This window comes from Mesorhizobium sp. WSM4935 (assembly GCF_029625735.1).
In the GTDB taxonomy this organism is placed as follows: Bacteria; Pseudomonadota; Alphaproteobacteria; order Rhizobiales; family Rhizobiaceae; genus Mesorhizobium.
Genome location: NZ_JARTVR010000014.1, coordinates 1 through 25174, shown reverse-complemented (window position 1 = coordinate 25174; position 25174 = coordinate 1). Strand labels below are relative to the sequence as shown.

Here is a 25174-nt window from a genome sequence, read left to right as displayed (position 1 = left end):
TGAGGTGCGCGGCTTCTACCATGATACCGGGTGGAGGGTAATTCCCTCAGGGCGGGATTTGTTGCGCCAGCTCGGCCGGGAGGTAGTTCCGGCACGGTGTTTGGCCGGTCGCGCCGGCGGGCGCGCCTTGGAGATTGGCCGAGCCGGCCGAGCCTCGTCATTCTAGGGTCTGCGCGCGTCGCTTCGCTCCTTGCTCCGCCCTAGAATGACGAGGTGGGGAGGCTTCAGCCAATCGCCAGCGTTTGCCCTGATTTCATGGAATGAGCGGGAATGTCTTGTCTTTCGACGACGGCAACTTTCAAGGCCCTCTGTCGAACAACTACCCACCATAAGTAATGCGCCAGATCGTGCCGTTGCCGTCCTCGGTCAGGATCAGCGCGCCATCCGTGGCCACGGCGACGCCAACCGGCCGGCCCCAGACCGCGTCGTCGGCTATGACGAAGCCGGTGGCGAAGTCCTCATATTCGCCGGTCGGCTTGCCGTCCTTGAATCTCAGCCGCACCACTTTATAGCCGGTGCGGACATTGCGGTTCCATGAACCATGCAAGGTGACAAAAGCATCGCCCTTGTACTCGGCGGGGAAGTTGCCGCCTTCGTAGAAGGCGATGTTGAGCGGCGCCGAATGCGCCTGGATCAGCACATCCGGAACGGTGACCTTGCCGGCGAGATCGGGGCGCACTCCCTCGTGGCGCGGGTCCTCATTGTCGCCGATGTAATACCAGGGCCAGCCATAGAAGGCGCCTTCCTTCACCGCGGTCGCATATTCGAAGGGGGTGTTGTCGCCGAGCTCGTCGCGCTCGTTGACGACGCACCATAGCGCCCCTGTCGCTGGCTGCACGGTCATGCCGGAACAGTTGCGCAGGCCGGTGGCGATCGTCCTGCGGTTGCTGCCGTCGGGGTCGAAGGCCAGCACGTCGGCACGGCCCTGTTCCGAGCCCCAGGCCTCGCCCAGCGGCTGCGATTTTGCCCATTCCTCGACACCGCCCTTCGGCCTGGCGCCGATATCCTCGGCGATGTTGGAGCCGGAGCCGACCGACAGATAGAGCGTCTTGCCGTCGGGCGAGAAGGCGATGTCGCGCGTCCAATGGTGGCTGGCGGGAACCTTGGCGACGATGGTCTCCGGCTTGCCGGACGCTTCCAGGTCGCCGTCGCGATAGGAGAAGCGGACGACGCTGTTGCTGTTGGCGACATAGACCCATTGCGGCTTGTCGCCCGGCGGGTAGAAGGCGATGCCGTAGGGCCGGGTCAGGCCCTTGGCGAAGATCGACTTCTGCGCGGGCTTCGCGCTGCCTTCGGCCAAACGATAGACGCGGACCTGGTTCGCCCGGCTGTCGGCGACGAAGAGGTCGCCATTCGGCGCCACGCGCACGACGCGGGGATTTTCGATGCCGGAAGCGATCAGCTCGGCGGAGAAACCGGGCGGAAGCTTTGGCTTCGCATCCTCGGGGCGGTCAGTCACGCCGCCGCCATTGGAGGCCGATTCCGTCACATCGGGTTTCGGCAAATCCTCAGGTTTCAGCAGCCGGCGCACGCCCGGACGGTCGGCCTTCCAGTCGCCGAAGGCCTTTTCGCCGCGGAGCAAGGGGCGATTGTCCTGCTGTGCAAAGGCACCCGTCGCAAAAACCAGCGCGAGGCCCGCAAGGCCGGCGATCCGCATCATGATGTCCTCCGTCGTCTGCCAACGCGCCTTACTCGATCAGGCGCCCAGAGACAGGACATATCGGGCAAACGACCGAAAAGAGAAGCTTGCGCATGCGGATTTGTCGGAACGTCGGGCTCAAGCCTCTTCGGCATCCAGATCGTCGTCGAGCCTCTTTTCCAACTCGACGAGGTCGGCCGGCAAGGGAAGGCCCATGGCGCGCATTTCCTGCAATTTCTCGCGCAGCTGCTCCTGGATCTCGTGCTCGTCTCCGGGCTGGTTGATCATTTCCTGAAGCAGGAGGTCGATCTGGGCCTTGATTGCTTCCAGTGCCATCTTTCTTGCCCTCCTTCCGGAATGCTATCTGAGCATGCGCGAAATCAGCTGCGCCGTATAGTCGACCATCGGCACGATGCGGGCGTAATTCAGGCGCGTCGGGCCGATAACGCCAAGCGCGCCGACGACGCGGGCGTCCTTGTCGCGATAGGGAGCGACGACCAGCGACGAGCCGGACAGGGAAAACAGCTTGTTCTCCGAGCCGATGAAGATGCGCACGCCCGGCCCTTCCTCGGCGAGGTCGAGCAATTGCAGCAGCCCGTCCTGCGTTTCGAGATCCTCGAACAAATGGCGCAGCAATTCGAGATCCGCCTGGGCGGTGACGTTTTCGAGCAGGTTGGCGCGGCCGCGCACGATGAGACGCGCCGGCAGGCCGCTTTCGGCGCCGGCCCAGACCGCAAGGCCCTTTTCGACCAGATCCTGCGACAGCGTGTCGAGGGCCGCCCTGGTCTCTTCCTTGATGCGGGCAATCTCGGTCCGCGCCTCGGCAAGCGTGCGGCCCCTGATATGGGCGTTGAGGAAATTGGAAGCCTCATGCAGCTGCGAGACGGTAATGCCGGCCGGCAGGTCGACGACGCGGTTCTCGACATCGCCGCTCTGCGACACCAGCACGGCGAGCGCCTTGGTGGGCTCCAGCTGGATGAATTCGATGTGCTTCAGCGCCACTTCGTTCTTGGCGGCAAGCACCAGGCCGGCGCCGCGCGACATGCCGGACAGCATTTGGCTGGCCTCGGTCAGCATATGCTCCAGCGTGGCGCCCGACCCCGAGGCGCGCACCTGCGCCTCGATGACGCGACGCTCCTCGTCGGTCAGGTCGCCGAGCTCCATGAAGGCATCGACGAAGAAACGCAGGCCGGTCTGCGTCGGCAGCCGCCCGGCCGAGACGTGCGGCGCGTAGATCAGCCCCAGATGCTCGAGGTCGCTCATCACGTTGCGGATGGTGGCCGGCGACAGCGACGAGGGCAGGATGCGCGACAGGCTGCGAGAGCCGACCGGCTCGCCGTCGCGCAGATAGGAATCGACGATCCGCCGGAAAATATCGCGCGAGCGCATGTCGAGTGATTGAAGGACGGGCGACTGAAGCCCGGGATTCTGGGACGTCGGATCGACTGGTTTGTTCATTCCGGCGAGAAACCTCCTGTCGAAAAGATATAGACTTAAGCCACGGCGGCGCAACCCGGTGCCGCGTTCGCGGTTCCCGGCCGTTTTCCTTTGCGCCATGCCGCGCATGCGTCTACAAGCCGCCGACGAATCCGGGAAAGAACAGAAAGAGCCTCGATGCGCCCCTCCAAACGCCAAGCCGATGAAATGCGCGCCATCTCCTTCGAGCGCGGCGTGTCCAAGCATGCCGAAGGCTCGTGCCTGGTGAAGTTCGGCGACACGCATGTGCTGTGCACGGCGAGCCTTGAGGAAAAAGTGCCGGCCTGGATGCGCAATTCCGGCAAGGGCTGGGTGACGGCCGAATATGGCATGCTGCCGCGCTCGACCGGCGAACGCATGCGGCGCGAGGCCTCCGCCGGCAAGCAGGGCGGCCGCACGCTGGAGATCCAGCGGCTGATCGGCCGGAGCTTGCGCGCCGTGGTCGATCTGCAGGCGCTGGGCGAACAGCAGATCACCGTCGACTGCGACGTCATCCAGGCGGATGGCGGCACCCGCACCGCCTCCATCACCGGCGGCTGGGTTGCGCTTTACGATTGCCTGCGCTGGATGGAAGCGCGCCAGATGGTGAGCGTTTCCAAGGTGCTGAAAGACCATGTCGCGGCGATCTCCTGCGGCATCCATGACGGCCAGCCGGTCATCGACCTCGATTATCTGGAGGATTCCTCGGCCGGCACCGACGCCAATTTCGTCATGACCGGCAAGGGCGGCATCGTCGAGATCCAAGGCACAGCCGAGGGCGAGCCCTTCTCCGAGGAGCAGTTCGCGGCGTTGATGGGCTTGGCCAAGAAGGGCATTTCGCGGCTGGTGAGCCTGCAGCAGATGGCGGTGGCGTAGGTTTCCATGAAGCCCTCCGCGATCCTTGAATCAGCCCTCTACGTCACGGACCTACACGCCGCGGAAGCCTTCTACCGCGACATTATCGGCCTCGAGGCGCTGGGCAAGGTCGAGGGACGTCACGTCTTTTTCCGCTGCGGCGACGGCGTGCTGCTTCTCTTCAACGCCGAGGCGACGAAAATCCCGCCGGCGCCTGACGCGAGGCTGAAGGTGCCGCCGCACGGCACGGCCGGGGAGGGGCATCTCTGCTTTGCGGCGAGCGCCGATGAGATCGCTGCGTGGCGCAAGCATCTCGCCGCCAACAACATCGCCATCGAAAGCGATTTCGAATGGCCGCAGGGCGGGCACTCTATCTATATCCGCGACCCGTCGGGCAATTCGATCGAGTTCGCCGAGCCAAGGATCTGGGGTTTCTGATGCATTCCTTTCATTCCCTTGGGGAGAAGAAGATCGTCGTCGCCAGCCATAACGAAGGCAAGCTGCGCGAATTCGCCGACCTGATGGCGCCGTTCGGCTTCGAGGCGAAATCGGCCAAGGAATATGGCCTGGCCGAGCCGGACGAGACCGGCACCACCTTCGAGGAGAATGCCTATATCAAGGCCTATGCGGCGGCCAAGGCGACCGGTCTGCCGGCGCTGTCGGACGATTCCGGGCTCTGCGTCGACGCGCTCGGCGGCGCGCCCGGCGTCTACACCGCCAACTGGGCCGAGAGGCCGGACGGCAGCAGGGATTTCGGCATGGCGATGCAGAAGACGGAAAACGCGCTGCAGGAAGCCCGCGCGACCGAACCTTCGCAGCGCAGCGGACGCTTCGTCGCCGTCATTTGCCTCGCCTTCCCGGATGGCGAGGCGGAATATTATCGCGGCGAGGCCGAAGGCAGGCTGGTATGGCCGCCGCGCGGCGCGCTCGGCTTCGGCTACGATCCGGTGTTTTTGCCCAACGGCTTCGACAAGACCTTTGGCGAGATGAGCGCGGAGGAAAAGCATGGCTGGAAGCCCGGCCAAGCGACGGCGCTGTCGCACCGCGCCCGCGCCTTCCAGAAATTCGCGCAGGCGCGCCTGGATTTGGCCAGATTAGGATCGGCATGAGCGCGGTGACGATACCGCTCGACCGCAGCCCCGGCTTCGGCGTCTATATCCACTGGCCGTTCTGCGCGGCCAAGTGCCCTTATTGCGACTTCAACAGCCATGTTCGCCACCAGCCGGTCGACCAGGAGCGTTTTGCCCGCGCCATCGAGACGGAACTCAAGACCATGCGGGGCCGCACCGGGCCGCGCGAGGTGACCAGCATCTTCCTCGGCGGTGGCACGCCATCGCTGATGAAGCCGGAAACGGTGGGCGCGGTGCTGGAGGCGGTGGCGAAGAACTGGACGGTGCCGGCCGGCATCGAGGTGACGCTGGAGGCGAACCCGTCCTCGGTCGAGGCCGAGCGTTTCCGCGGCTATCGCGCCGCCGGGGTCAACCGCGTCTCGCTTGGCGTGCAGGCGCTGAACGACAAGGATCTGCGCTTCCTCGGCCGGCTGCACAATGTCGAGGAGGCGCTGCACGCCATCGGCCTCGCACGGGACATATTTCCCCGCCTCTCCTTCGACCTGATCTATGCGCGGCCCGGCCAGACGCCGGAGGCGTGGGAAGCGGAGCTGGAGCAGGCGATCGGCTATGCCGTCGACCACCTGTCGCTCTACCAGCTCACCATCGAGGAGGGCACGCCCTTCCACGCGCTATACGCGGCGCGGAAATTCACGCTGCCCGACAACGACCATGCGGCCGATCTCTACGCGCTGACGCAGGAGGTGACGGCGGCGCATGGCCTGCCGGCCTATGAGATTTCCAACCACGCGCGGCCGGGCGCCGAGAGCCGGCACAACCTCACCTATTGGCGCTATGGCGAATATGTCGGCGTCGGCCCGGGCGCGCATGGCCGTTTCGTCGAGAACGGCCGCCGCACGGTGACGATCGCGGAAAGGATGCCAGAGACCTGGGCCAATCTGGTCGAAGCCAAGGGCCATGGCGTCACCGGCGGCGAGATCCTGACGCGGGCGGAAGAGGCCGACGAATTCCTGCTGATGGGCTTGCGGCTCGCCGAAGGCATCGACCTGCAGCGCTACGAGGCGCTCTCGGGGCGCGGCCTTTCGAGCGCACGGCTTTCGGTGCTGCAGGAGGAAGGGCTGGTGGCGCCGGTCGGCAACGCAAGGCTGCGCGCCACGACCGCCGGCATGATCGTCCTGGATGCCGTCGTCGCCGATCTGGCAAGGTGAGCTCGTGCCTTCGTCATTCTCGGGCTCGACCCGAGAATCTATGCCGTGATCTACGCGAAGGGCGCAGCGGAGCAGTATCTGCGCCGATGGTGGCGCTTCGATGTAACGGCATGGATTCCAGGGTCTGCGCGCGTCGCTTCGCTCCTTGCTGCGCCCTGGAATGACGAGGCGCGAGATGGCGAAGGTCGCGAATTATTCAGGCGTCGTGCTTCTGACGGTGCTTGCCGCGCTGCTTCTCGCCATGCGCCTCGTCGTGGCGGACAGGCTTCGCATCGGCCTTGTCGCGGCGTGCGCCGGGTTGGGCGGCGATGGTGTGTGAATGGATGCCCTCGCGGGCGGTCTTGCTTTCAAGCCGGCTTATGAAAATGTCGAAGCGATTGGGCATCGTTCGGTCCTGCCTCCTCCCGGGGAATCAGGGGTTAAATTCGCCGTTGCGGGTTTCGTTCCGCACTGTGGCGAAGGCATGGCGATTTCCTTAACCCGACCTCACGTTTTGCAACGAAGCGTCAGCCATGCGAAACAGGGTTGGCTATGAGGGGCATCCGGTGACCGGCGACAAACGCAGCTATCTGATCGGGCAGAGCGAGATCGCGGCGCGGGCGCTCCAGCCGGCGCTCTATCTGGTGGCGACGCCGATCGGCAATCTGGCCGATATCACGCTGCGCGCGCTGGAGACGCTGGCCGGCGCCGACATCGTCGCCTGCGAGGACACGCGCGTCTCGCGCGTGCTGCTCGAACGCTATGGCATCCGCCGCCGCACCACCGCCTATCATGAGCACAATGCGCAAGAAGCCGGGCCGAAGCTGATCGAGGCGCTGGCGGCCGGACAGAGCGTGGCGCTGATCTCGGATGCCGGCACGCCGCTGGTCTCCGATCCCGGCTACCGGCTGGTCGGCGAAGCGCTGGAGCGCGGCATCCGCGTCGTGCCGATCCCAGGACCTTCGGCGGCGCTCGCCGCGCTGACCGCTTCCGGCTTGCCCTCCGATGCCTTCCTGTTTGCCGGCTTTCTACCCGTGAAGACCGGGCAGCGGCTGACCAAGCTGGAGACGTTCAAGGCGGTGCCGGCGACGCTGATCTTCTTCGAATCGCCCAGACGGCTGGCCGAGACGCTTGGCGCCATGGTCGAGGCGCTCGGCGGCGGTCGCCAGGCGGCGATCGGCCGCGAGCTGACCAAGGCCTTCGAGGAGATGCGAACTGGAACGCTGGCGGAGCTCGCCGACCATTATGCGGCCGCCGACACCCCGAAAGGCGAGATCGTCATCTGCGTCGGCCCGCCCGAAGCGGCGGAAGATCAGCCGGGCGACATCGACCGGCTGCTTTTGTCGCTCGCCGCCGAAATGCCGGCCTCCAAGGCTGCGGCGGAAGCGGCGAAGATGACCGGCGGGCAGAAACAGGCGCTCTACCGACGGCTGATCGAGCTCAAGGACAGACCATGATCCCGAAAAGTGGACACCGGTTTGTGGGAAAGATCATGGTCAAACAAAGAGACGCCGGCGATGGCTGAACGCACGGTCGTCCATCGGCGCAAGGCCTACCAGCGCGGCCATCGCGGCGAATGGCTGGCGGCGTTGGCGCTGATGCTCAAAGGCTACCGCATCCTTGCCCGCCGCCACCGCACCAGGCTCGGCGAGATCGACCTGATCGCCAGGCGCGGCGACCTGGTGCTGTTCGTCGAAGTCGAGGCGCGGCGCACGCTGATCGAGGCGATGGAAGCGATCGGCCGCGAATCGGAGCGCCGCATCGAGGGCGCCGCGGATCTGTGGCTGTCGCGGCAGCCGGATTATGGCCGGCTTTCGATGCGTTTCGACATGGTGGCGGTGCTGCCCTGGCGCTGGCCGGTGCATGTCGAGAACGCGTTTTATGGGAGGAATTGAGGTCTGCTCAACGGCGATAGGCTGGCGGGACAGCGCCCCCCTCTGGCCTGCCGGCCATCTCCCCCACTTGGGGGGAGATCAGATGTCGCCGCCGCTTTCGCCAATCGCCAACATTGCAAGAAGAGTGCCGCGGGCGAAACTGCCAATCTCCCCCCTTGTGGGGGAGATGCCCGGCAGGGCAGAGGGGGGCGCGAAGGAACTCGACGAAGCAGTAAGAGAGCGACCTCAGCTCACCCCCAAACCATCAGCGCCAACAGTCCAACGGTCCCCACCAAAAGCCGCCACCAGCCGAACAGCGCGTAGCCTTTGCGCGAGACGTAGTCGAGCAGGAAGCGCACGACGATCAGCGCGGCGACGAAGGCGGCGATGAAGCCCACCGCGATGATCGGCAGGTCGGCCGAGGTCAGCACATTGCGGTTCTTGAAGAGATCGAAAGCGAAGGCGCCGACCATGGTGGGCATGGCGAGGAAGAAGGAGAATTCCGCCGCCGCCCGCTTGTCGACGCCCATCAGCAGCGCGCCGACGATCGTAGAGCCCGAGCGCGAGGTGCCGGGGATGAGCGACAGGCACTGGAAGAGGCCGATCTTGAGATAAACGCTCAACGGGAAGCGCTCGACATCGTGATGGACCGGCTTGAAGTTGATGCGGTCGACGACGAGCAGCACCACGCCGCCGATGATCAGCATGATGCAGATCAGCCTGGGCGATTCGAACAGGATGGTCTTGATGAAATCATGCGCCAGCGCGCCGATGACCGCGGCGGGCAGGAAGGCAATCAGGATGCCGATGACGAAATGCCGGGTCTGCGGATCGGTGGGCAGCTTGACCAGCATATGCCAGAGCTTGCTGAAATAGACGCTGAGGATCGCCAGGATCGCGCCGAGCTGGATCAGGATCTCGAAGGCCTTGCCGGTGGAATGGAAGCCCAGGAAATGGCCGGCAAGCAGGATGTGGCCGGTCGACGACACCGGAATGAACTCGGTCAGGCCCTCCAGCAGCCCAAGCAGCAGCGCTTCGACGATGGTCTGGCTTTCCATGGCAACCTCTGCTTTCGGATGGCGGCTAAGGGAAGGGTTTGCTTGTAATGGGGCGGAAGTGCCCCTATAGGTCGCAACACCATGACAGTCCCTGGAATCGGGCGGCCAAGACTTACCGGCGCTGACACCGATTCGCCAGTGTGGCAATCCGGAATTCGCCGCACTCGGAGCAGCGCAATGAGCGAATTCCGGATTCTGAGCCACACTGTCAACTTCGAGTTCTAGTGTGGTTTTGGATTTGAAGTTCCTGGACGCTGATGCCATTGAGGGTACAGGAACTTCAAATCCACCACACTAGTGCGCCCTATCATCGCGGAACCATGCTGACGCTTTTCCATCATCCCATGTTCGCCACCTGCCGGTTCGTCCGCCTCGCTTTCGGCGAGTATGGCGAGGAGCTGGCGCTGATCGAGGAGAAGCCGTGGACGCGGCGCAAGGAGTTCCTGGCGCTGAACCCGGCCGGCACGCTGCCGATCCTGCTGGCCGAAGGCGACGTGCCGATCGTCGGCGCCATGGTGATCGCCGAATATCTCGACGAGACGCGCGGCGTGCTGAAGCGCGACAAAAGACTGTTCGCCGAGGACCCGATGCAGCGCGCCGAAATCCGCCGGCTGACCGACTGGTATCTGGCGAAGGCCGAAAGCGAGGTGACCCGGCATCTGGTGCGCGAGCGCGTGCTGAAGCCTGTCATGCCGGAAACCGCCGGCGGCGGCTCACCGGACTCGGCGGCGATCCGCGCCGCCCGCGCCAACATTCGCCAGCACATGAAATACACCAATTGGCTCGCCGGCACGCGCCATTGGCTCGCCGGCAACAAGGTGACCTATGCCGACCTCGCCGCGGCGGCGACGCTTTCGGTGCTCGATTATCTCGGCGAGATCGACTGGCGCGAACATGGCGCCGCGCGCGAGTGGTACACGCGGGTGAAATCACGGCCGTCGTTCCGGCCGCTGCTCTCCGACCGGGTGCGCGGCCTTTCGCCGGTATCGCATTATGCGGACCTCGACTTCTGAAAGACTGCGCGCGCTGATCGACGCGGAGGCGCGCCGCGCCGGCTTCGAGGCGGTCGCGGTGACCCGGCCGGACGCGATCCCGTTGGCGCCGGCAAGGCTCGCCGAATTCGTCTCGGACGGTTTCCATGGCTCGATGGAGTGGATCGCCGAGACGCTTGAGCGCCGGGCCGAACCCTCGACGCTGTGGCCGGAGGTGCGCTCGATCATCGTGCTCGCCATGAATTACGGCCCGGACCGCGATCCGCGCGATGTCCTCGCCAAGCCCGACCGCGGCGCGATCTCGGTCTACGCGCAAAACCGCGACTATCACGACGTGATGAAGGGCCGGCTGAAGGAGATCGCCGGCAAGATCGTCGCGCGCGCCGGCGGCGACGTGAAGGTGTTCGTCGACACCGCGCCGGTGATGGAAAAGCCGCTGGCTGAAGCGGCCGGGCTCGGCTGGCAGGGCAAGCACACCAATCTGGTCAGCCGCGCGCATGGCTCGTGGCTGTTCCTCGGCACGATCTTCACCACGGCCGAGCTGGAGCCGGACAAAGCGGAGATCGACCATTGCGGCTCGTGCCGCGCCTGCCTCGACGTCTGCCCGACCGGTGCTTTCCCGGCGCCCTACCGGCTCGATGCGCGGCGCTGCATCTCCTACCTCACCATCGAGAACAAGGGGCCGATCCCGCACGAATTCCGCCAAAAGATCGGCAACCGCATCTATGGCTGCGACGACTGCCTGGCCGCCTGCCCGTGGAACAAGTTCGCCAGCGCGGCATCCGAGGTGAAGCTTGCCGCGCGGGACGATCTGCGCGAACCGCCGCTGTCGGAACTGCTCGCGCTCGACGAGGCAGGCTTTCGCTCATTCTTCTCGGGCTCGCCGATCAAGCGCATCGGCCGCGACCGTTTTATCCGCAATGTGCTGATCGCCGCCGGCAATTCGAGCGACGCTTCGCTGACGCCCATTGTGCGTCGCCTGCTCCATGACGGCTCGCCGCTGGTGCGGGGTGCGGCAATCTGGGCTCTGTCGCGACTGCTCTCCGACCGCGAATTTGGCGACCTCGCCGCTAGCGCTTCGAAGACCGAAACGGATGCGGCGGTCCGCGAGGAATGGTTGGCGGCTTTGGCCGTGAAGGCCGATTGATGGAGGTTCATCGATGAGCGAAAGACGCTTCTTCATCTTCGGCGCCGGCTATTCGGCCAAAGCTTTCGCGCGGGCCAACGCCCAACATGCGCCGGTCTCCGGCACGACCCGGGCGCCGGAGAAGTTCGAGGCGCTGCGGTCGGCCGGCATCGAGCCCGTGCAATTCAACGGCGCGCTGTCGCCCGAGCTCAGCGATGCGCTCGCCAAGACCACGCATCTCATCGTCTCGGTCGCTCCCGACGAGGCCGGCGATCCGGTGCTCAACGCCGCCGGCGATGCGCTTCGGGGAAAGATGCCGGCGCTGGAGTGGATCGGCTATCTCTCGACCGTCGGCGTCTATGGCGACCATGGCGGCGCCTGGGTCGACGAGACCAGCGACTGCCGGCCGGTGTCGAAGCGCTCGACGATGCGGGTGGCGGCCGAACAGGAATGGCTGACGCTTGGCCGAGAGACCGGCAAACCGGTGGCGATCCTGCGGCTTTCCGGCATTTATGGGCCGGGTCGCAACGCGCTGGCCAATCTCGACGACGGCACCGCAAGGCGGCTGGTCAAGCCGGGCCAGGTGTTCAACCGCATCCACTGCGACGACATCGCCGGCGCGCTCTGGTATCTCGCCGACAACAACCTCGGCGGGATCTTCAACGTCACCGACGACGAGCCGGCGCCGCCGCAGGATGTCGTCGCCTATGCCGCCAAGCTGATGGGGGTCGCGCCGCCGCCGGAAATTCCCTTCGAGACTGCCCAACTTTCGCCCATGGCGCGGTCTTTCTATGGCGAGAACAAGCGCGTCGCGAATCAGGCAATCAAGGCGGCCGGCTACCGCTTCCGGTTCCCCAATTACCGGGTGGCGCTGGAGCGGATGTGGGCCGAGGGCAACTGGCGGGACGGCGAGCCGCGCAGCCCGATGAGAGGATGATGCCGAAAGTGTGAAGGGGTGTTCGGACGACACCGTCTTCCAACGCTTTGATCGATGCGGGACGGGCGGCGTGTTATGATTCGTTCCTGACCGGGCCGCTTGGCCACGCGGCAAAGGGATAGACTGGAGAGGGACCCAGCCTGATGAATTTGCGATCGCTGCCCGACCGCAAGCCGTTCCTGACCGCCGCCCTGGCGCTTGTGGCGCTCGCCGCGCTGGCGGCGGCGGCCATTTCGGCCGAACCCCGCGCGAAGGAGCTGTTCGGCGCCCGGAAACTGCCGGCCGTGGCGCCTGCCCAATCCTTCGGCTTCTACTCGAAAGGCTGCTTCACCGGCGGCGTGGCGCTGCCGATGGACGGCCCGACCTGGGAGGTGATGCGCCCCTCGCGCAACCGGCGCTGGGGCCATCCGGCGATGATCGCGCTGATCGAGAAGCTTTCGCGCGATGCCCAGGCGGATGGCTGGCCGGGGCTTCTGGTCGGCGACATCTCGCAGCCGCGCGGCGGACCGATGATGACCGGCCATGCCTCGCACCAGATCGGGCTCGACGCCGACATCTGGCTGACGCCGATGCCGAGGCGGCCGCTGACCATCGCGCAGCGCGAGACCATGAGCGCGACGCTGATGGTCAACGAGAAGACGCATCTGGTGAAGGACGCGCTGTGGACGCCCGCGCACACCAGGCTTTTGAGACGCGCGGCGAGCTACCCTGAGGTCGAGCGCATCCTGGTCAATCCCGGCATCAAGAAGAAGCTCTGCGACACCGTCACCGGCGACCGCTCCTGGCTGCGCAAGATCCGCCCGTTCTGGGGCCACGACTATCATTTCCACATGCGCATAGGCTGCCAGCCGGGCTCGCCCTTCTGCAAGGGGCAGGAAGCGACGCCGAACGACGATGGCTGCGGCAAGCCGCTGGCCTGGTGGTTCACCGAGGAGCCTTGGCGGCCGAACAAGAACCCGGACGCCCCCAAGGCGCGCGACCTGATGACGATGGCCAATCTGCCCAAGCAATGCCAGGACGTGGTCAATGCACCGGACGCACCCTCGTTGGAGGCAGTGACCTATCACGGCGGCAGCGCCGCCGCGGTCGGGGTGGCCGAACCGCAGCCGACCGAACCGGCGCAAACGATCTCCAGCGGCGACGCCGTGATCCCGGCGGCCGCCAGCGCTTTCGCGCCGACGCCAAAGATCGGCATTCCGCTGCCGAGGCCGAGACCCGGGAACTGAGGCCCAAGCGGGCTTCCCCTTTGCGGGGTCATGCGCTAGTCAATCGATTGAAATGGCGCACGGCGCCGCAACGAGGACGATCAAGAGCATGGCAGGCGAAGACGAGAAGGGGCTGCGGTTTCCGGTCCTGATCGGCGACATTGGCGGCACCAATGCGCGCTTCTCGATCGTGCTCGACGCCAATTCGGAAGCGACCGAGCCGCATATCGTCCAGACCGCCAACTTCAAGACCATCGACGAGGCGATCCAGGCGGCGGTGCTCGACCGTTCGTCCATCCAGCCGAATTCGGCGATGCTGGCGATCGCCGGGCCGGTCGACGGCGACGAGATTCCGCTCACCAACTGCCCATGGGTGGTGAAGCCGCGGCAGATGCTCGCCAATCTGGATTTGAGCGAGGTCGTCGTGCTCAACGATTTCGAGGCGCAGGCGCTGGCCGTGGTGGCGCTCGGCGAAGAGCATATGGAAAAGATCGGCGGCGGCACGCCGGAACCCCATGCGAGCCGCGTCGTGCTCGGCCCCGGCACCGGTCTTGGCGTCGCCGGGCTGATTTACGCGCTCAACCACTGGATCCCGGTGCCGGGCGAGGGCGGGCATATGGATATCGGCCCGCGCACGCCGCGCGATTTCGACGTGTTCCCGCATATCGACAAGCTGGAAGGCCGCATCTCCGGCGAGCAGATCCTGTGCGGACGCGGGCTGGTCAATGTCTACCGCGCCGTGGCCAGGACGGACGGCAAGCCGATGCCCTTCACGACGCCGACCGAGATCACCGCGGCCGCACTCGCCAGAACCGACGCGGTGGCCGAAGAGGCGCTGAAGCTGTTCGTCACCTGCCTCGGCCGCACCGCGGGCGACCTGGCGCTGGTGTTCATGGGCCGCGGCGGCGTGTTCCTCACCGGCGGCATCGCGCAGAAGATCGTGCCGGCGCTGAAGGAAGGCAATTTCCGCGCCGCCTTCGAGGACAAGGCGCCGCACAGCGCCCTGATGCGCGAAATGCCCGTATATGTCATCACCCATCCGCTGGCGGCGCTGCTCGGGCTCGCCGCGTACGCCAGGACGCCGTCGCTTTTCGGCGTCAACACGGCGGGGCGGCATTGGAGGGTGTGAAGCCGCTCAGTCGTCTGGACAGGGCCAATGTCGGCGGTCTGGATGTCGGCCAGCTTCGTCATTCCAGGACGAAGCAGGAGCGAAGCTCCGTCGCGGAGACCCCGGAATCCATGCCGTGACCTAAGCCGTGGAACGCAGCGGAGCAGAATTCTGCGCCGCTGCAGCGCTCGCAAGTCACGGAATGGATCCCTCAGGTCTACGCCGCGTCGCTTCGCTCCTTGCTCCGCCCGTGGATGACGAAGCCACGGGCGTTTCAGCTGATCGCCAACCTGTGCGCTTTGGGTCGGGACCCCAGGCTGTCCCGGGCCGCGACGAAGTTTCGCCATAGGCAAGCCGTAGCCGGGACGCTAAGAGGGTGCCGGAACGCAGCCCTGTCCGACGAGAACAACGAAGCGCCCCTGATTTGACCGTCCAAACGTCCCTCAAACTGAAAGTCCAGCCCGCCGAGGTCAGCGCGGTGCTGCGCCGCATCCTGGCTGAAAACGGCAAGGAATATCGCTGGACCTATGTCGTTGCCGTCACCTGCCTGCTGATTGTTTCCGGCACCACCGCCTTCACGGCGTGGATCATGGCCCCGATGATCAACCAGATCTTCTACGAACGACGCAGCGACATGATCGTCTGGATCTGCGCCGGTTTCATGGCCGCGTCCCTGCTGCGCGGCTTCGCCGGCTACGGCCAGGCCGTGGCGCTGGCCAGGATCGGCAACAATCTGGTCGCCCGCTACCAGAAACGCAGCTTCGACCATCTGATGAAGCTCGGCGTCGAGTTCTTCAACGAGACCCGTTCCGGCCGGCTGGCGGCGCAGGTCAACGAGAATGTCGGCGGCATTCGCGACCTGCTGTCGCTGACGCTGACCTCCATCAGCCGCGACGCGGTCTCGCTCGTCGCCCTTGTCGGCGTGATGATCTACCAGGATCCGGTGCTGTCGCTCAGCTCGCTGCTGATCGGGCCGCCGCTGATCTGGGCCGTCATCTACATCACCCGCCGGCTGCGGCGGATCAACCGCGAATCCGTGCTGATCAACTCGCGGCTGAACGGATCGGTGCAGGAGGCCACGCAAGGCATCGCCATCGTCAAGGCCTTCACCCTGGAGGACGAGCTAGCGCGGCGCATCGGCATCATGGCAGACACGGCCGAGCAGCGTAACAACAAGATCGCCCGCGTCTCGGAGCGGCTGTCGCCGATTTCCGAGATTTTGGGCGGCCTCGCCATCACCGCCGTGCTGGCCTATTCCGGCTATCGGGCGCTGGTGCTGGGACAGCCGCCGGGTGCGGTGTTTTCCTTCATCACCGCGCTGATCATGGCCTACGACCCGGCCAGACGCCTGGCGCGCACGCAGGTCGGCATGGAACGCGCCCTGGTCAACGCCCGCATGATCTACGAGCTGCTCGACCTCGAGCCGAAGCAGGGCGACGCGCCCGACGCGGTCGAGGCGAAGGTCACCAGCGGCGAGGTGCGCTTCAACAATGTGACCTTCGGCTACAATCCCGACACGCCGGTGCTGAGGGACCTGAGCTTCACCGCCGCGGCCGGCAAGGTCACGGCCGTCGTCGGCGCCTCTGGCGCCGGCAAGTCGACGATGGTGGCGCTGCTGCAGCGCTTCTACGACGTCGACAAGGGCTCGATCGAGGTCGACGGCCAGGATATCGCCAAGGTGACCAAGCATTCGCTGCGCCAATCGATCGCCTATGTGGCGCAGGCGCCTTATCTCTTCGAAGGCACGATCCGCGACAACATCCGCTTCGGCCGGCTGTCGGCCACCGACGCCGAGATCGAGCAGGCGGCGAAACTGGCGGCGGCCGACGAGTTCATCCGCCAGCAGCCGCAAGGCTACGACACGCCGGTCGGCGAAGGCGGCTCGACCCTTTCCGGCGGCCAGCGCCAGCGCGTCTCGATCGCGCGCGCCATCGTTCGCCAGGCGCCGATCCTCTTGCTCGACGAGGCGACCTCGGCGCTCGACAACGAGGCGGAGGCGCGCGTCCAGGAAGCGCTGGCCCATGTGATGGAAGGGCGCACGACCATCGTGATCGCGCACCGGCTTTCGACGGTGGTCAATGCCGACCACATCATCGTGCTGGAAGAGGGTAGGCTGGTCGAGGAAGGCACGCATGCGACGCTGATGGCCGACCCGCACAGCGTCTATGCCCGCTTCCACCGGATCCAGGGCAAGAAGGGCCTGGGGCTTGTCGACGACGTTAAGGCAAGCCAGACTTCGGCCCAAACTCCGGCGCCGCGCAGCCGCGCCAAGAAAACCGTCAGGAGAAGCGCATGAGTGAAGCCGGCGATATGGGCCTGGTGGTGGTGGGCGCCGCCGGCCGCATGGGCCAGACGCTGATCCGCGCCATCCACACCATGCCCGGCGCGCGCGTCGCCGCCGCGATCGAGCGGCCGGACTCCCCTCATCTCGGCAAGGATGCCGGCGAGCTTGCCGGCATCGGCGTCATCAACGTGCCGATCGTCGACGATCCGCTGCCGGCCTTCGCCAAGGCCGACGGCGTGCTCGATTTCACCGCGCCCGCGGCAAGCGTCGAATTCGCCGGTTATGCCGCGCAGGCGCGCATCGTCCATGTCATCGGCACCACCGGCTGCTCGGCCGAGGACAATGCGAAGATCGCCGCCGCCGCGCGCCATGCGACGATCGTCAAATCCGGCAATATGAGCCTCGGCGTCAACCTTCTGGCGGTGCTGGTCGAGCAGGCGGCGAAGGCGCTCGATCCGGAGGATTTCGACATCGAGATTCTGGAGATGCACCACCGCCACAAGGTCGACGCGCCATCCGGCACGGCGCTGCTGCTCGGCGAAGCGGCGGCGAAGGGGCGCGGCATCAATCTCGCCGACAACAGCGTGCGGGTGCGTGACGGCCATACCGGCGTGCGCAAGGCCGGCTCGATCGGCTTCGCCACGCTGCGCGGCGGCTCCGTCGTCGGCGATCACAGCGTGATCCTTGCCGGCACCGGCGAGCGCATCACGCTGTCCCACCACGCCGAGGACCGGGCGATCTTCGCGCGCGGCGCGGTGAAGGCGGCGCTTTGGGCCCGCGGCAAGAAGCCCGGCCTCTATTCCATGCGGGATGTGCTCGGATTGTCCTGACACAAGCCTGAAGTATTTCCTTCTTACGCAGTTCCGGACGAAACCGTTGGAACTGCTCAACCCCCAAAGAGGAGCTGACATGTCGGGAACTCTCGTGCTCGTGCGCCACGGCCAGAGCGAATGGAACCTGAAGAACCTGTTCACCGGCTGGCGCGACGTCGACCTGACCGAGCAGGGCACGGCGGAAGCGCTCGCGGCCGGCGAGAAGCTCAAGGCGCGCGGCCTGAAATTCGACATCGCCTACACCTCCGCCCTGAAGCGGGCGCAGAAGACCTGCCAGCACATCCTCGACATCGTCGGCCAGAGCGACCTGAAGACTATCCGCGACCAGGCGCTCAACGAGCGCGACTATGGCGACCTCTCCGGCCTCAACAAGGACGACGCGCGCAAGAAATGGGGCGAGGAGCAGGTGCATATCTGGCGCCGCTCCTACGACGTGTCGCCGCCCGGCGGCGAAAGCCTGAAGGACACCGGCGCGCGCGTGTGGCCCTATTACCTGCACGAGGTGCAGCCGCATGTGCTGCGTGGCGAGACCGTGCTGGTCGCCGCGCACGGCAATTCGCTGCGCGCGCTGATCATGGCGCTGGACGGCAAGTCGGGCGAGGAGATCGTCAAGCTCGAGCTCGGCACCGGCGTGCCGGTGATCTACAAGCTCAATGCCGATTCCACCGTGGCGAAGAAGGACGTGCTGGAAGGGTGAGGCCGTTGGGCCAGCCAAGGCGACCCACGAAAAAAGCGCGTTGACACATATCGTTTGCCCGCTTACATGAGCGCCCACCAGCCCAGATGGCGGAATTGGTAGACGCGCACGGTTCAGGTCCGTGTTCCGCAAGGAGTGGAGGTTCGAGTCCTCTTCTGGGCACCAATCATTTTGGGTCGCTTAGATCGGCCCTTTCAAAAAGCCCGCGAAAGCGGGCTTTTTGCGTTGCGATAAGGCCGTGATCAATCGAGAATGTCAAAGTGCGAATTCTCGCTTGCTCCGATATCCATAACAATGTCGAGGCCGTGCGAAAGCTGCGATCTCGGGAAGCAAATGTCTATGACGCCGTGATCGTCGCGGGTGATCTAGGAAGCAATGCCGCGCAAGAAATATTCGACGTCCTCGGCAGCTTCGGCTGCCCCGTTCTTTTCGTGTTTGGCAATTGGGATCGCAAGCTTTCGCACCAACAGGATTTCGGCGGGCAATGTCATCACTTGCATCTTTCTCCCTTTCGGCTGGGCGGTTTCAGCGTAATAGGGGAATCGATCGATGGGATAGATCCAGCCTGGGAAGCCCTCCGCGCTGAAATCGAAGCGAAATCTCCGTCAGAATTGGGCGCTGCGCGAACCGCGTTCAGAGAGCATCAACGACGCCTCCTGGTGAAGATTGCCGCTGACGAAGGTTTTGATCGCACGATCATTGTATCGCATTACCGCCTTACCAGGACGAAGGACTACCTCCCGAACGTGCCGCTCTTTCTGTTCGGCCACAATCACGGCTTCGCGGACAAGACGTGGTTTGGATCACGTTTCGTCAATGTGAGTGCCCTCGATAACAAAGTGACAGTCGTGCCGCATGGCCTGGACCGTCATTCCCCTCAAGACTATCGTTTTATCAATGACGGCAGCTATGTGGTGATCACGCACGATCACACCAAAGAATTCGTCGTCGAGCCGCGCCGCTTTGATCCAGACTTCACGGGCTGGAGACGGATCGAGAAAGAATTCTACTCCGGTGCGCCCGAAGTTCCTCAGTAAGCCGGTCACCTCCCCTTCCGGCCAGTCCCCCGAACAAACCGCTTCAAACCGGTCCGCCCCGGCGCTACGGTCAGCGCCATGGCCCCTTCCGTCAGCCCGACCATCGCCGCCCGGCGCGACCAGATGTTCCCCGTGCTCGCCGATGCGGATATCGAGCGCATGCGCCGTTTCGGCGAGGCACGCTCCTATGCCGCCGGCGAGCAAATCGTGATGGCCGGCACGGTTTCGCCAGGCGTGATCCTCATCCTGTCGGGCAAGGTCGACATCACCCAGGCCAGCGGGCTCGGCCGGCCTGAGCCGATCATCACCTACCGCCCCGGCAATTTCGTCGGCGAGCTGGCGCAGTTGTCGAACCGGCCGTCGCTGGTCAATGCCGAGGCGAACGGGCCGGTCGAGGCGATCGTTATCCCCTCGCAGCGGCTGCGCGATCTGATGGTGCAGGAGGCCAATCTCGGCGAGCGCGTCATGCGGGCGCTGATCCTGCGCCGTGTCGGCCTGCTCGAAAGCGGCGCCGGCGGGCCGGTCGTCATCGGGCCGTCCGGCAATGGCGACGTGCTGCGGCTGCAGGATTTCCTGCGGCGCAGCGGACTTCCCCATCGTGCTCTCGATTCCGACACCGACCCTTGCGCCATGACGCTGACCGAGCGGTTCCATGTCGACCCGCACCATCTGCCGATCGTGCTCTGCCCCAACGGCAAGCTGATGCACAATCCGGGCGAGACCGAGCTTGCCCGCTGCGTCGGCCTGCTGCGGCCGATCGATGCCGAAAAAATCTATGACGTGGCGATCGTCGGCGCCGGGCCGGCGGGGCTGGCGGCGGCGGTCTATGCGGCCTCCGAAGGGCTTTCGACCATCGTGCTCGACTGCCGCGCCTTCGGCGGGCAGGCGGGCGCTTCGGCGCGGATCGAAAACTATCTCGGCTTCCCGACCGGCATCACCGGCATGGCGCTGATGGCGCGCGCCTATAACCAGGCGCAGAAATTCGGCGTCGAGATGGTCATTCCCGACGAGGCGAAGCTGCTTGACGACGCCGGCGACGGCGCCCGCTACCGGCTGGCCATCGGCGACGGCGAGAGCGTGCGCTCCCGCGCGGTGGTGATCGCCAGCGGCGCGCGCTACCGCCGTCTCGATATCGCGAACCTGGCGCAATTCGAGGGCACATCGGTGCATTACTGGGCCTCGCCGATCGAGGCCAGGCTTTGCCGCGACCAGGAGGTGGCGCTGGTCGGCGCCGGCAATTCGGCCGGACAGGCGGCCGTGTATCTCGCGAGCCAAGTGCGCAAGGTGACGCTCTTGGCGCGGCGAGGCAGCCTCCACGCCACCATGTCGCGCTATCTTGTCGAGCGCATCGCAGCGCAGCCCAATATCGAGGTGCTGACCGAGACAGAGGTACTGGCGCTGGAGGGCCATGACGGCAAGCTCGAAGCGCTGCGCTGGCGCAACCGGGCGACCGGCGAGGAGACGAGGCGCGCCATCCGCCATCTCTTCCTGTTCATCGGCGCCGACCCGAACACCGACTGGCTGGCGAATTGCAATGTGGCGCTCGACGCCAAGGGTTTCGTGCGCACCGGACCGGACGTGGCGCCGGACCATGGCTTGATGGAAACGAGCCGCGGCGGCGTGTTCGCCATCGGCGACGTGCGCTGCGGCTCGACCAAGCGGGTCGCGGCCGCCGTCGGCGAGGGGGCGCAGGTAGTCGCGGCACTGCATGCCTATCTGGCGCAAAATGGTGAAGCGGCGAGGAGAGCGTGATGGATGAATGCAGGCATACGAAGGACATCAAAAAGGTCACGCCGAGCGCGCTGGGCTGCGAGGAATGCCTGAAGAGCGGTTCCTGGTGGGTGCATCTGAGGCTCTGCCGCATCTGCGGCCATGTCGGCTGCTGTGACGACTCGCCCAACCGCCACGCGACAAAGCATTTCCATGCCACGCAGCATCCGATCATCGAAGGCTACGATCCGCCGGAAGGCTGGGGCTGGTGCTTCGTCGACGAGGTTTTTGTCGATCTCGAGGGCGATACCACGCCGCAGAACGGACCGATCCCGAAGTTTGCCTGAGGCAAGCCGACCGGGCGACGTTTCTTCAGCGTACCGAGCCCGTCACGGTCGGATCGACGGCGTCGGGCACGGATTTGCGCTCATTGCCGGCAAAGATGCCGATGAGGAGAAGGCTGAGCACAACCGGCACAAACAGGATGGCGACGCGCGCCTGCACGTAAAAGATGGCACGCCATTCGTTTCGCTTTTCGTCGTTCATCATGCTCGCTCTGTCTGCGCCTCCCGGCGAGGGGACATAGAGACGAAGCGTTAAACATCTCCTTCCGATTCCGTTAACGGGCGGATTTTGGCTCAACCACCAGCCCGTAGGCAGGTAATGACAGCGTCATTACGACCTGCTACTATCAAACCATGAAACACGAATCTCCAGACGAGGCTTCCAAGAGGAGCACGCTCAATATCCGCATCAAACCGGAGGAGCGCGGCCTGATTGACGAGGCTGCGCGCGCACTTGGCAAGACCAGGACGGACTTCATCCTCGATGCCGCCCGGCGCATGGCCGAGGACACGTTGCTTAACCGGACGCTCATCAAAGTCTCGCCAGAGGCTTATGCGGAATTTCTAGCCTTGCTCGATGCGCCAGCCAAACCCAACGAACGGCTCGCCAAGCTGATGAACGCACCTCTGCCTTGGAAGAACAAGTGACGTTCCGGCCCCCGGTGCCGCTGGACCGCAGCCACGACCTATCCCCATTCTCATCCGGCGTTCCGGTTCTCGATGATTGGCTCAAGCGTCGGGCGTTGGCCAATCAGGATAGCGGCGCGACGAGGACTTTCGTTGTCAGCCTGGATACAAGGATCGTTGCATACTACGCGCTCACCTCCGGCAGCGTCATTGCGAGCCAAGCGCCGGGCCGTTTCCGCCGCAACATGCCAGATCCAATTCCGGTTGCCATTCTTGCGCGGCTCGCAATTGATACCTCCTACCAGCGCAGTGGTCTTGGGCGTGCGCTGGTGCAAGATGCTTCCCGCCGAGTGATGAATGCGGCGCAGTCGCTTGGCATTCGCGGCGTCTTGGTTCACGCGATCTCTGACGAAGCGCAAACCTTCTATACGAAGCTGGGGTTCAGCCCCTCGCCTTTGAACCCTATGACACTGATGGTTTCGCTGGCCGATTTGCGTCAGACGATTGCCGAACCGAATATCTGACCGTATCAAACCACCAGCGTCCAAACGCCCGCCGCAGAAACGCGCGCCGTTTCCCCGCACCGGCTCGCATGCGCCGTCACCGCTCTCTCGGCCGGCCAGGCAAGAACGCGGCCGATACCCCTGCGCGGGGGCGGGCAGCGACATCATCGGCTTCCTCGCGATCAATACGCGCGAAGCGGAGTCCCCATCTCGAAGCCGGTATAGTCACCCGCCGCTTAAACAGCTTTCAGCGCAAACAACCGGCCGCCGGCCGGCACGACATCGTCGATGCCGGCAAGGCGCAGGCAGTGCCAGGCCATGGCGTGATTGGAAGAGGTGACGGGAATGCCGATGCGCCGTTCCAGCTCCGCCACCGCCTCGGCGACGCGCAGGCTGGTGCAGGAAATGAAGATCGCGTCCACCCCCGGCACTTGAGCCATGCGCTCGGCCGCCGCCTCGATCGAGGCGAGCGAGATGCGGGCGGCCTCGCGGTCGTCGCGGCGGTCGAATGTGGCGACGGCTGATATGTCGAGGCCGCGGCCGGTGAAGTAGCGGACCAGACCCTGGTTGATCTCGGGCGCGTAAGGGGTGAGCAGCCCGATGCCCCTGGCGCCCAATGCCTTGAAGGCGGCCAAGGCGCCGGTGACCGGCGTGGTGCAGGCGACGCCCGGCCTGGCCTTCCTGATCTCGGCGAAGACGGCCTCCTCGCCGAGCGTCATGGTGGCCGAGGTGCAGCCGAAGCCGACGACGTCCAGCGGAATGCTTGGCAGGATGAGGTCGACGGTGGGCGCGATGCGCGGGCCGATGGCGCGCAAAGTGTCGGGCGTGATGTCGTTGTCGTTGAAGAGGCGCGCCTCGTAGAAGGCGACGCCCGGAATGCGGATCAGGGCGCGGAACTCGTGCTCCAGCGTCTGGTCGGTGGCGAGGATCGCGAGACCGATCGCCGCGCGCGAGGCGAGGCCGCCGTCGATCTCGGATGGCAGCACGCCCAAGTCAACAGGCTTGCGATCGACAGGTCCCGAAGATTGAGGGCGGGTAGCGGCCGCGCTGACAGACATGGCATTCCCTTTCCTGGTCGATCCCGTTCGGGGATCATGCTCTCAATTCAAAAGTCCATCCATGGAAATCGCCGGCTTGCGGCCGGCGATCAGGTCGGCGGTGATGCGGGCCGAGCCGTGCGACATGGTCCAGCCGATATGGCCGTGCCCGGTGTTGAGATAGAGATTGCGCAAGCGCCGCCGGCCGAATTCGGGCAGGTTGTTGGGCGTCATCGGCCTGAGGCCCGCCCACATCTCGGCGCGGTCATAATCCGCGCCTTCGGGATAGAGCTCTTCGGTCACGCCCTTCATGAAGGCGAAATCGGCCGGCTTGTGGCTGGTGTCGTAGCCGGCGAATTCGGCTGTCGCGGTGACGCGCAGCCGGTCGCCGAAGCGCGAGACGGCGACCAGATTGTGCTCGTCGATCGCGGCGATGGTCGGCGGCCGCGGCCGGTTGCCGATCGGAATGGTCAGCGAATAGCCCTTGATCGGATAGATCGGCAGGCTGATGCCGACGGTCTTCGCGATCAGCGGGCTGTAGGAGCCGAGCGCCAGCACATAGACATCGCCCTTGACCGCGCCCGTGTCGGTCGTCACCTGCGCGACGCCGTCCCCGGAGGTCTCAATGCCGGTGATGGTCGTGCCGGTGCGGATCTCGCCGCCGCGCTCGACCACCTTGGCGGCAAGCGCGCGGGTGAACTTCGCCGGGTCGCCGGTCTCGTCGGTCGGGCAATGGATGCCGCCGGCGATCTTTTCCCTGGCGGAAGCCAGCGCCGGATCGAGCGCGACGATGGCGTCGCGGTCGATCACCTTGATCAGCTGGCCGTCGGATTCCAACAGCTTCATATGCTCGACGCCTTTGTCGAGCGCCTGCTGGCTGCGATAGAAATAGAGAATGCCGCGATCGTTGCGATCGTACTCGATCGCCTCGTCGGCGACGACCTCTTGCAGCACGGATTGCGAATAGGCGGCGAGCCGGTGCTTGAGCAGCGTGTTGCGCCTCGCCTTCTCGGCCGTGCATTCCATCAGGAACAGAAAGGACCAGCTGTAGAGCCGGGGATCGGCCGACAGCTTGAAGCGCAGCGCCTGGTCCTTCAGCACCAGCGATTTCAGAAGGATCATCGGCGCCCTGGGCGACGACCAGACGAAGGAATGCCCCGGCGCGATCATGCCGGCATTGCCCCAGCTGGTCTCGGCGGCAACCTGGGACTGGCGCTCGAGGATGACGACCTCATGCCCGTCCTTCTGCAGCTGGTAAGCCGTGGTGACGCCGACCACGCCGCCACCCAACACGATCACGCGCATGGCGCCTCCCGAGATCGCAAGTTGGCTCACTGTAAAGTGTAAGCTGCAGTCTGCAATGGCACACACGCAGAGATGTCGGCGGGACAGCGCCCCCCTCTGGCCTGCCGGCCATCTCTCCCACTTGGGGGGAGCTCAGATGTCACGCCGGCTTTCGCCAATCGCCAACATCGCAGAGATGAGCGGGACACTGGAAATGCCAATCTCCCCCTCGTGGGCAGGGCTATCGCATATGGGTCAGGGCGTGGATTAGATAGTCATCATTCCAGGCGCATTTCTTGATGCGATGGCTGA

The 25174-nt window shown here is 65.2% G+C and carries 27 protein-coding genes and 1 tRNA gene; 21 read left to right on the top strand and 7 right to left on the bottom strand.

Going from position 1 to position 25174, the window contains the following annotated elements:
* Nucleotides 1-319 precede the first annotated feature (319 nt).
* From P9273_RS25275 to hrcA, 3 genes are all read right to left on the bottom strand, one after another.
* Nucleotides 320-1660 carry a PQQ-dependent sugar dehydrogenase gene (locus tag P9273_RS25275; protein ID WP_278051221.1) on the bottom strand — a complete coding sequence of 447 codons (1341 nt, stop codon included), beginning with the start codon at nt 1658-1660 and terminating at the stop codon, nt 320-322.
* Nucleotides 1661-1777: 117 nt separating this feature from the next.
* Nucleotides 1778-1975 (bottom strand): hypothetical protein, encoded by a 198-nt coding sequence (locus P9273_RS25270; protein WP_040999298.1) that lies wholly within the window; start codon nt 1973-1975, stop codon nt 1778-1780.
* A 24-nt stretch (nt 1976-1999) separates the two neighbouring features.
* A complete protein-coding gene (gene hrcA / locus P9273_RS25265; RefSeq protein WP_040999296.1) occupies nt 2000-3097 on the bottom strand; it encodes a heat-inducible transcriptional repressor HrcA in 1098 nt (365 codons plus the stop codon).
* 156 nt (nt 3098-3253) lie between these two features.
* On the opposite strand from hrcA, the gene rph reads away from it, so the two are divergent.
* From rph to P9273_RS25230, 7 genes are all read left to right on the top strand, one after another.
* Nucleotides 3254-3970, top strand: coding sequence for a ribonuclease PH (gene rph, locus P9273_RS25260; protein WP_112098165.1), 717 nt, complete (start codon nt 3254-3256; stop codon nt 3968-3970).
* Between the two features lie 6 nt (nt 3971-3976).
* Nucleotides 3977-4387 carry a VOC family protein gene (locus P9273_RS25255; protein ID WP_278051220.1) on the top strand — a complete coding sequence of 137 codons (411 nt, stop codon included), beginning with the start codon at nt 3977-3979 and terminating at the stop codon, nt 4385-4387.
* The gene (gene rdgB / locus P9273_RS25250; RefSeq protein ID WP_278051219.1) at nt 4387-5058 is read left to right on the top strand and encodes an RdgB/HAM1 family non-canonical purine NTP pyrophosphatase; all 672 of its coding nucleotides are present in this window, start codon (nt 4387-4389) and stop codon (nt 5056-5058) included. Before P9273_RS25255 ends, rdgB begins: the two co-directional genes overlap by 1 nt.
* Nucleotides 5055-6227 (top strand): radical SAM family heme chaperone HemW, encoded by a 1173-nt coding sequence (hemW, locus tag P9273_RS25245; RefSeq protein WP_278051218.1) that lies wholly within the window; start codon nt 5055-5057, stop codon nt 6225-6227. Before rdgB ends, hemW begins: the two co-directional genes overlap by 4 nt.
* 175 nt (nt 6228-6402) lie before the next feature.
* Nucleotides 6403-6546 carry a hypothetical protein gene (locus tag P9273_RS25240; RefSeq protein ID WP_278051217.1) on the top strand — a complete coding sequence of 48 codons (144 nt, stop codon included), beginning with the start codon at nt 6403-6405 and terminating at the stop codon, nt 6544-6546.
* A 193-nt stretch (nt 6547-6739) separates the two neighbouring features.
* Complete coding sequence (rsmI, locus tag P9273_RS25235) at nt 6740-7663, top strand: 16S rRNA (cytidine(1402)-2'-O)-methyltransferase (protein WP_278051216.1); 924 nt, start codon at nt 6740-6742, stop codon at nt 7661-7663.
* A gap of 60 nt (nt 7664-7723) precedes the next feature.
* The gene (locus P9273_RS25230; protein ID WP_278051215.1) at nt 7724-8101 is read left to right on the top strand and encodes a YraN family protein; all 378 of its coding nucleotides are present in this window, start codon (nt 7724-7726) and stop codon (nt 8099-8101) included.
* Between the two features lie 230 nt (nt 8102-8331).
* On the opposite strand, the gene P9273_RS25225 is transcribed toward P9273_RS25230, so the two are convergent.
* Nucleotides 8332-9138 carry an undecaprenyl-diphosphate phosphatase gene (locus P9273_RS25225; protein WP_278051214.1) on the bottom strand — a complete coding sequence of 269 codons (807 nt, stop codon included), beginning with the start codon at nt 9136-9138 and terminating at the stop codon, nt 8332-8334.
* Between the two features lie 320 nt (nt 9139-9458).
* On the opposite strand from P9273_RS25225, the gene P9273_RS25220 reads away from it, so the two are divergent.
* The 12 genes from P9273_RS25220 (at nt 9459) to P9273_RS25165 (ending at nt 21414) form a co-directional block, all read left to right on the top strand.
* Complete coding sequence (locus P9273_RS25220) at nt 9459-10151, top strand: glutathione S-transferase family protein (protein ID WP_040986376.1); 693 nt, start codon at nt 9459-9461, stop codon at nt 10149-10151.
* Entirely contained in the window at nt 10132-11277 is a 1146-nt protein-coding gene (gene queG / locus P9273_RS25215; RefSeq protein WP_278051213.1) for a tRNA epoxyqueuosine(34) reductase QueG, read from the top strand. Before P9273_RS25220 ends, queG begins: the two co-directional genes overlap by 20 nt.
* A gap of 13 nt (nt 11278-11290) precedes the next feature.
* A complete protein-coding gene (locus P9273_RS25210) occupies nt 11291-12193 on the top strand; it encodes an SDR family oxidoreductase (RefSeq protein WP_278051212.1) in 903 nt (300 codons plus the stop codon).
* 143 nt (nt 12194-12336) lie between these two features.
* Nucleotides 12337-13419 carry a penicillin-insensitive murein endopeptidase gene (mepA, locus tag P9273_RS25205; RefSeq protein ID WP_278051211.1) on the top strand — a complete coding sequence of 361 codons (1083 nt, stop codon included), beginning with the start codon at nt 12337-12339 and terminating at the stop codon, nt 13417-13419.
* Nucleotides 13420-13507: 88 nt separating this feature from the next.
* Complete coding sequence (locus P9273_RS25200; RefSeq protein WP_278051210.1) at nt 13508-14527, top strand: glucokinase; 1020 nt, start codon at nt 13508-13510, stop codon at nt 14525-14527.
* A 403-nt stretch (nt 14528-14930) separates the two neighbouring features.
* Nucleotides 14931-16802 carry an ABC transporter ATP-binding protein gene (locus P9273_RS25195; RefSeq protein WP_278051209.1) on the top strand — a complete coding sequence of 624 codons (1872 nt, stop codon included), beginning with the start codon at nt 14931-14933 and terminating at the stop codon, nt 16800-16802.
* Nucleotides 16799-17620: a 4-hydroxy-tetrahydrodipicolinate reductase gene (gene dapB / locus P9273_RS25190; protein ID WP_278051208.1), complete on the top strand. Its 822-nt coding sequence runs from the start codon at nt 16799-16801 to the stop codon at nt 17618-17620. Before P9273_RS25195 ends, dapB begins: the two co-directional genes overlap by 4 nt.
* Nucleotides 17621-17699: 79 nt before the next feature.
* Nucleotides 17700-18320, top strand: a complete 621-nt coding sequence (locus tag P9273_RS25185) for a 2,3-bisphosphoglycerate-dependent phosphoglycerate mutase (RefSeq protein WP_278051207.1) — start codon at nt 17700-17702, stop codon at nt 18318-18320.
* Nucleotides 18321-18400: 80 nt separating this feature from the next.
* Nucleotides 18401-18485: transfer RNA gene (locus P9273_RS25180), tRNA-Leu, on the top strand.
* Nucleotides 18486-18580: 95 nt separating this feature from the next.
* Complete coding sequence (locus P9273_RS25175; protein WP_278051206.1) at nt 18581-19357, top strand: metallophosphoesterase family protein; 777 nt, start codon at nt 18581-18583, stop codon at nt 19355-19357.
* A gap of 78 nt (nt 19358-19435) precedes the next feature.
* Complete coding sequence (locus tag P9273_RS25170; RefSeq protein WP_278051205.1) at nt 19436-21109, top strand: FAD-dependent oxidoreductase; 1674 nt, start codon at nt 19436-19438, stop codon at nt 21107-21109.
* The gene (locus tag P9273_RS25165) at nt 21109-21414 is read left to right on the top strand and encodes a UBP-type zinc finger domain-containing protein (RefSeq protein WP_040999275.1); all 306 of its coding nucleotides are present in this window, start codon (nt 21109-21111) and stop codon (nt 21412-21414) included. Before P9273_RS25170 ends, P9273_RS25165 begins: the two co-directional genes overlap by 1 nt.
* Before the next feature lie 25 nt (nt 21415-21439).
* On the opposite strand, the gene P9273_RS25160 is transcribed toward P9273_RS25165, so the two are convergent.
* Nucleotides 21440-21616, bottom strand: a complete 177-nt coding sequence (locus P9273_RS25160) for a hypothetical protein (protein WP_128257851.1) — start codon at nt 21614-21616, stop codon at nt 21440-21442.
* Nucleotides 21617-21765: 149 nt separating this feature from the next.
* On the opposite strand from P9273_RS25160, the gene P9273_RS25155 reads away from it, so the two are divergent.
* Both P9273_RS25155 and P9273_RS25150 read left to right on the top strand, forming a co-directional pair.
* The gene (locus tag P9273_RS25155; protein WP_278051204.1) at nt 21766-22059 is read left to right on the top strand and encodes a type II toxin-antitoxin system TacA family antitoxin; all 294 of its coding nucleotides are present in this window, start codon (nt 21766-21768) and stop codon (nt 22057-22059) included.
* Nucleotides 22056-22562, top strand: a complete 507-nt coding sequence (locus tag P9273_RS25150) for a GNAT family N-acetyltransferase (protein WP_278051203.1) — start codon at nt 22056-22058, stop codon at nt 22560-22562. The genes P9273_RS25155 and P9273_RS25150 overlap by 4 nt, the downstream gene beginning before the upstream one ends.
* 215 nt (nt 22563-22777) lie before the next feature.
* On the opposite strand, the gene P9273_RS25145 is transcribed toward P9273_RS25150, so the two are convergent.
* Nucleotides 22778-23599, bottom strand: a complete 822-nt coding sequence (locus P9273_RS25145; protein WP_278051202.1) for a maleate cis-trans isomerase family protein — start codon at nt 23597-23599, stop codon at nt 22778-22780.
* A gap of 42 nt (nt 23600-23641) precedes the next feature.
* Complete coding sequence (locus P9273_RS25140) at nt 23642-24883, bottom strand: D-amino acid dehydrogenase (RefSeq protein WP_278051201.1); 1242 nt, start codon at nt 24881-24883, stop codon at nt 23642-23644.
* Nucleotides 24884-25174 lie beyond the last annotated feature (291 nt).